Source organism: bacterium (assembly GCA_031082185.1).
GTDB lineage: Bacteria > Sysuimicrobiota > Sysuimicrobiia > Sysuimicrobiales > Humicultoraceae > VGFA01.
This window is the reverse complement of record JAVHLI010000019.1, coordinates 26,385-33,147: the sequence shown is the minus strand read 5'-3', so window position 1 is coordinate 33,147 and position 6,763 is coordinate 26,385. Positions and strand designations below refer to the sequence as shown.

The following is a 6,763-nucleotide window of genomic DNA, read 5'->3' as shown; positions in this document are numbered from 1 at the left end:
GGATGTGTACCCCTCCACCCGCTGGAGCCCCATCGCACCCATAAGACCGGTGGGGTGGGCGCGGCCGTTGCACGGCGCGTCCACGACCGGAAGGCCCAACGCGGCCGCCTGCAACCAGCCGTTGACCGTAGCCCCACCGCCGTTCTCGTTGGCGATGATTCCGCCCAGACTGACCCCAGCGCGCTCCGCAAGCAGCCTCATGGCCCGGATGAAGTCCACGGGCCGCACGAACTGCTCCTTGGGCGAGGGCGCGCCGACCAACGCCGCGGTGGCGATCATGGAATCGGGCGGGAGGTCATCAACCGAGACAAGATCTACCGTGCCCAGGGCCACTGCCAGGCGGCCGCGTGCGAGGCCTTCAGCGATCCATCCACCTCCGCCGCCACCCAGGACCGCGCCGCCCAGGACCGCGGCCTCGACGTGCGCGGCGGTCAGCGCCAGACGGCTCAAGCCCGGGGCTCCTGACCCAGCGTCTGAAGATGACGCATTGGACCATATCGTGCGACCAGCTCGTTGAACTCCTTGCGGTCGTAGAATTCGCAGCCGCCTTCGCCGTAGGCCTTGGCGACCTCCAGGCAGAACCGCACCGCGGTCTCGATGTCGGTGGACTGGCTCGCGCCCGAGGCCGCGCCGGGAACGGCCACCTCTGCGGTAAGGGCCACTCCCACGACCGGCGCGGCCGTCGCGGTCGAGGGCTGAACGATGCTGTTAATGTGCCGGAGCCCGGTGCCGTAGGGCGTGATGTCCTGGGTGGCCAGGGGCACGATCACCGGCGCCAGGCCTGTCACCCACTGGTAGATATCGAGCAGGCTCTCGCCGGCCCGCAGGATGTACCCCTCCTTGACCGGCAGCGTGATGGCGATGCCCTTGTGGTTGATGACCCGGTTGCCCCGCGTCGTGTCAACGGACAGGATCGCCTCCATCGCCGGATCCACCTCGTGCGCGTTCATTGTGGCGATGTCCACAGGCGAGTTCATCATTGCCACCGGCGCGATCTGCATTATCACCGCGCGTGGGCAGATATGGGTAGCAACAATGACGTCCCCGGGCAACGGGTCTCCCTCGCGGCGCATCTCTGCCAGCTTCAGCGCGCAGGCAACCGCGGTGATGGCGCCGTCGGCGTCCGAGACGAGGCCGATCCGATCGGGGCGGGCGCCGATGCCGCCGAGCCTGCCGATGATGCCCAGCGTCCTGGCGTCCCCACCGGCGCTGCGTCCCCTAGTTCCCGGGAAGACGATGCGGACAAAATCAGTAGAGCCCTTCTCACCGGCTACTTTGACCACCTGACACTCCGCACCGCGTTTGCGGATCGCCTCGGCCACGCGCTCGCCGCTGGCATGCGCCGAATCCAGAAGATCGTATGCTTCCATCGTCTGACTCCACGCCATCGCCCTGCCTCCTCGTGCACCTGTCTCGGGTCACACCGGACTTCGCGCGACCGGCGGCGGCTCCCTGCCCTGCTTAGCGCCCGGTGCCCCGGGCCGCCCTGACCGCCTCCATCAACTCCCGGGCACGACGCCGTAGTCCTTCGTAGTCTCCGGTGGCTGCGGCGTCGCGGATGAGAACCGAACCCACCCCCACCGCCACCGCACCTGCCGCAAGCCACTCGCCGACGTTATCCGCGCTCACCCCGCCGGTGGGAAACGCCCGGAGCGAGGGCAGCGGGCCGCGCAGCGCGCGCAGGTACCCGGGGCCCCCGAGTTCGGCCGGGAACAGCTTCACCACCTGCGCGCCCATGGCCAGAGCAGCCAGGATCTCGGTGGGAGTGTAGGCGCCGGGGATGACCGGGATACCGTGCTGGGGCCCAAGCGCCATCACATTGGGCGGAGCGGTAACGCTCACCAGGAACTGCGCGCCCTCGGAGATCGCCGCGCGGGCGGTTGGGCCATCCAGAACGGTTCCAGCACCGACCAGGAGGTCCGGGTAGCCGATCCGCAGACGCCGGATCACCTCAGCGGCGCCGGGAACCGTAAACGTCACCTCCAGTATGGGCATCTCGGCCTCGATGAGCGCCTCGGCGATCCGCAGCGCATGGTCGGGAGACGGCGCGCGGATGATCGGAACCACGCCCACCTCCTCGATCCGCTGTAGCGGCGTACTCATGATCACACCTCCAGGTGGGTCGCGCGCGCCAAGCGCTCGAAGATAGGAACCAGCGCCGTGTAGGCGTCGCAGAAGACCGGGTAGAGCTCCGCGTAGCGCCTGCCGGCGGCCGGATCAGGGGACTGTACCTCGACGATCTCGACCAGTTGCTCGGCGACGCTGAAGTCTTTGATCAGCCCAACCCCAATCCCGCCTGCCACAGCCGCTCCCAGCGAGGTGGCCTCTTCCAGATAGCGCGGGCGCAGCACGGGCAGGCCGTAGACGTCGGCGATGATCTGCCGCCACAGTCTTCCCCGTGCGCCACCGCCAATCAGTCGCATCTGCTCTATCCCGGCGCCCTGCCGCCGGAAGGCGTCCAGGATGATGCGCAGGTTGAAGGCCACCCCTTCCAGGACCGCCCGGGTCATGTGCGCCCGTGTGTGGGTCATGGTCAGGCCGATGAAAGCGCCCCTTGCGCGGGGGTTCCAGTGGGGAGCACGCTCGCCCATCAGGTAGGGTAGATAGATCAAGTTCCCCGCGCCCGGAGGGATCGCCTCCGCCTCGCGGTCGAGGATTTCGTACGAATCAACCCCGCGCTCGCGCGCCTCCTGGGCCTCAAGCCCGCCGAGCTGGTTCCTGAACCACTGGTAAGAGCCGCCCGCGGTCTGCATGGTACCGGTGGGCATGATCATTCTTGGATCCAGGTGGTGGAAGTTGAATGTCCGCCGTTCGGGGTCCTGGATGGGAGCAGCAGTTGCCAGCGCGATCCACGAGGACGAGCCGACGTAGTTGTAGGCTGTGCCCTGGCGCACCACACCCGCGCCCACCGCGGCGCACGGACCGTCTCCGCCGCCCATCACCACGGGCGTGCCCGGGGCCAACCCTGCCTCTCCCGCGGCTTCTGGCCGCACCTCTCCCACCACGTCAATCGAGGAGCGTAGAGTCGGGAGGATCTCCGCGGGTACTCCCACCGCGTCGAGGATCTGGGGCGCCCACGTCCTGGCCTGCAGGTCGAAGGCGTTCATACCCGACGCATCCGAGTAGTCGGTCACGAATTCGCCCGTGAGGCGGTAGATCAGGTAGTCCTTCGCGTGGAGCACCTTGTGGGTCTGCCTGAAGATCTCGGGCTCGTGGTCTCTCACCCAGAGGATCTTCTCCAGGGAGTACGCGGGGCTGATGCGGTGACCGGTCAGACCGTAGACCGTCTCCTCGCCGACCCGCTCGCGGAGCAGTTGGGCCTCCCCCTCCGCGCGTTGGTCCGCCCAGATGATCGAGGGCCGCAGAGGCCGCCCGCCGACGTCCACGGGCAGGCAGCCCATCATCTGGCCGCTGAAGCTGACCACACCGATCTCCCGCGCTTCGACACCCGCCTGCGCCAGCAACTGGCGGGACGACCTGCAGAACGCCTTCCACCAGTCCGAGGGGTCCTGCTCCGCCCAGTTGATCGCGGGGTAGCGTGTCTCGTATCCGGCGAAAGCGCTCGCCACCAGCTTCCCGTCGTCCCGGAACAGCGTGGCCTTGTTGCCCGTGGTCCCCAGGTCGTGGGCAAGAATGAGTGGCATGCGGTCAACGCCCACCGGCGCCGTAGACGTCAGGGTTGACCACGCCCTCGGGCCGCTCGCCCCCCAGGACGCGAACGACGTTCTCTGCCGCCATCACGCTCATCCGGCAGATCGCCTCCCGCGTCTGGGAGCCCGTGTGCGGTGTGAGGATCACCGAGTCCAGACACAGGAGATCGTCGGCCTGGGAAGGCTCCACCTCCCGGACGTCCAGCCCGGCACCGGCCACTTGACCCTTGCGCAGCGCCTCACAGAGAGCCGCCTCATCTACTAGTTGCCCGCGCGCGGTGTTGATCAGGTAGGCGGACTGCCGCATCAGCGCAAGCTCGCGGGCTCCGATCATCCGAACGGTTTCCGGCGCGAGCGGGGCGTGGAGCGAGACGAAATCTGATTCCCGCAGCAGATCGGGAAGCGCCAGATGGGTGGCCCCCAGCGCCGCCTCCTCCTCGCGGGCAGGCCGCACGGGATCGGAGTAGATCACCCGCATCCCCAGCGCCCGTGCGCGGAGGGCAACCTCCGTGCCGATACGCCCCAGGCCCACGATGCCCAGGGTCTTGCCGGCGATCTCAACCCCCACCTCCCGCCGCCAATCCCCGCGCTTCGTCCGCGCGTCGTACCGGGGAATGCCCCGAGCCAGCGAGAACACGAAGCCGATCACCAGCTCGGCAACCGCCGTTGCGTTGGCCCCGACGGTTGTGGTCACCACGACGCCCGCGGCAGTAGCGGCCTCCAAGTCAACGCTGTCAACACCCACTCCAAACCGCGACAGAACCCGCAACCGGGGCGCGCCGGCTATCACCCTGGCCGTAATCGGCTCCGTGCCGATGATCGCACCATCGCATTCCGCGATCATCTCGGCCAGGGCGATCTCCTCCAGCCGCACCTGGGAAGGGGAGATCTTGACCTTAAACTCGGCCCGCTCCAGAACGCCCCAGTGCTCTCCGGGCGCGTCCCGAAACGCCCGCGCCGTCACCAGAACTGTGCGGCTCACCGCGCGCCCCCTGGGGGTACTCCCTGCTGGAGCGCGGCAAGCGCGCGCGACGCCGACCGCGTGAGATCGAAGAGGGATCGATAAAGGTCCACAAACGGTCTGTAGCGGGCGTGCTCCCCTGCGCGCGGTTCGATGCGGCCCGCCTGCCCCACCATCTGCCGGGCCGTCGCCTTGAGATCGTCGTAGACTCCAACGGCGGCGCCTGCCACGATGGCGGATCCCAGGACCGCGAACTCGGTGCGGTTCAGCCGCACGTAGGGAAGCCCCAGCACGTCCGCCTTGATCTGGTTCCAGAGGTCGCTGGAGGATCCGCCGCCGATGACACGGGCTTCGGTGAGGTTCATCCCGGGCAGCAGGGCCCGCTCGATGTCCAGGTACAGCGCGTACTCGTAGGCGACGCCCTCGAGGAGCGACCGGTAGAAGTGGGCTTTGGAATGGGCCCAGGTGAATCCGATCCAGACCCCCCGCAGAGCGGGGTCGCTGGGGCAGACGCGACCGCCCAGGTGGGGGAGGAACAACAGCCCGTCTGCGCCGGGCGGGATCGCGCGCGCCGCTTCGTCCAGAGCCCGGTACCCTACCTCCCCTTTTGCGAAGGTGTCCCTGAACCAGCGCAGGTTCAGTCCACCTCCGTTGATGTAGGCCAGCGAGTACCACAACCCCTCCGGCACCAGGCGCGCAGCGAACAGGGTCCGGTGCGCCACGTCAGGGGCGAACCGGTCGGTGCAGATCGCCAGCACGGACGCGGTGCCGGCGACGTCGAACACCAGGCCCGGCTCCACCATGGCGGCGCCCAGCATCCCAGCGGCTTGGTCCCCGCATCCCGCCGCGATGGGCGTACCTGCCAGGAGCCCTGTGGCCGCCGCCGCCTCAGGCGTCACGTGGCCGATGACCTCCCAGGGGCGGACGATCCTCGGCAGCTTCGACGGGGAAACCCCGAAGAGGCCGCACAGTTCGTCCGACCACCTGGCCTCCTGAGTGTCGGCGAGACAGGTGAAGTGGAGATATGTGTAGTCCATGAATGCGTCGGCGCCGGCCAGACCGGCCATGCGCCCGGCAACGTAGCCTCCCGGAACCACGAACTTCGCGACCCGGGCAAAGGCATCCGGATGTTCGCGCGCCAGATGCAGAATCTTGGGCCCGTGGGAGTAGGTGGGCGGCCCGCCGGTTAGGCGGACGATCTGCTCCTCATGGGGCCGCATCGCGTCAATGTAAGGCCCGCACCGGGTGTCCAGCCAGGAGTCGTAGGGAGTAGGCGTGCCCCAGTGCGTGTCTACCGTTCCTATCCCGGCCATCTGACCGTCGAAGGACAGCCCGGCGACCTCCCCTGGGGCGACGCCGCTGCGCTCGAGGCAGGCGCGGATCGTGCGCACCGCGGCGCCGAAGAGGTCCTCCGGATCCTGCTCCACCCACCCGGGACGCGGTTGGATCAGGCGGGACTCCTCGACGGCGTCGGCCAGGAGCGTGCCGTCTTGGGCGAAGATGGCCGCCTTGGTCGCGGTCGTCCCAAGGTCAACGCCGATGAGGCACGCCCTACTCATCACGGAACCTCCGCCGCGTAGCGGGGGTTCTCCACGACGGTGGGGCGGCCTTCGCGCGCCACCACCAACCGCGCAAACCCGGTAGACTCGATCGTGCCGTAGTCGTGCCCGGCGTCGCCCGGATAGGCAAAGAGCAGGATCAGCGGCACCTCGCCGGTGTTGATCGAGCGGTGGCCCCAGTGAGGGGGGACGTAGACGACGGTCCCCGGCCCGATGTCCACGGTCCGCCAGACGCCCCCTCGGGTCTGCAGCAGCATCAGGCCGGCCCCGGCCAGGCCGTAGTACACCTCCGCCGTCCCGGACTTCTGATGGTAGTGCCCCTTGGTCATGAAGTACTCGTCGCCGACACGCCCCGGGTGCAGCACCGTCACGCCGTGGCAGAGGTGCCCTTCGCTCTCTGGGGCCTGGGCCACAAACACCTCGTAGACGGGTTGGTCCCGGCGCGCCACCATCTCAGCCCACGCCTGCCGGTCGAGGAACATCCCCTGCATGTCGCTCAGCCGCCGCGTGAGCCGCTGCACTCCGGTCCCCAGGAGGCCCTCGCCGAGGTCCACCTTTGAGGAGAAGGGCTCCAGCAGGTCCATGGTTGGCCT

7 protein-coding genes are annotated in these 6,763 nt (G+C 68.5%); all 7 read right to left on the bottom strand.

From position 1 onward, the window contains the following. On the bottom strand, nt 1-450 hold a 450-nt coding region (locus RDU83_13150), incomplete at its 3' end, for a DUF917 family protein (GenBank protein ID MDQ7841949.1). Next, nucleotides 447-1,388, bottom strand: a complete 942-nt coding sequence (locus RDU83_13145; GenBank protein MDQ7841948.1) for a DUF1177 domain-containing protein — start codon at nt 1,386-1,388, stop codon at nt 447-449. The genes RDU83_13145 and RDU83_13150, both read right to left, overlap by 4 nt. Nucleotides 1,389-1,461: 73 nt before the next feature. After that, the gene (locus RDU83_13140) at nt 1,462-2,103 is read right to left on the bottom strand and encodes a bifunctional 4-hydroxy-2-oxoglutarate aldolase/2-dehydro-3-deoxy-phosphogluconate aldolase (GenBank protein ID MDQ7841947.1); all 642 of its coding nucleotides are present in this window, start codon (nt 2,101-2,103) and stop codon (nt 1,462-1,464) included. Nucleotides 2,104-2,105: 2 nt separating this feature from the next. Beyond that, nucleotides 2,106-3,644 (bottom strand): xylulokinase, encoded by a 1,539-nt coding sequence (gene xylB, locus RDU83_13135; protein ID MDQ7841946.1) that lies wholly within the window; start codon nt 3,642-3,644, stop codon nt 2,106-2,108. Between the two features lie 4 nt (nt 3,645-3,648). Beyond that, nucleotides 3,649-4,632: a phosphoglycerate dehydrogenase gene (locus RDU83_13130; GenBank protein MDQ7841945.1), complete on the bottom strand. Its 984-nt coding sequence runs from the start codon at nt 4,630-4,632 to the stop codon at nt 3,649-3,651. Continuing rightward, nucleotides 4,629-6,170 (bottom strand): FGGY family carbohydrate kinase, encoded by a 1,542-nt coding sequence (locus tag RDU83_13125; protein ID MDQ7841944.1) that lies wholly within the window; start codon nt 6,168-6,170, stop codon nt 4,629-4,631. Before RDU83_13125 ends, RDU83_13130 begins: the two co-directional genes overlap by 4 nt. Then, entirely contained in the window at nt 6,170-6,754 is a 585-nt protein-coding gene (locus RDU83_13120; protein ID MDQ7841943.1) for a glucose-6-phosphate isomerase, read from the bottom strand. The genes RDU83_13125 and RDU83_13120 overlap by 1 nt, the downstream gene beginning before the upstream one ends. Nucleotides 6,755-6,763: the final 9 nt, after the last annotated feature.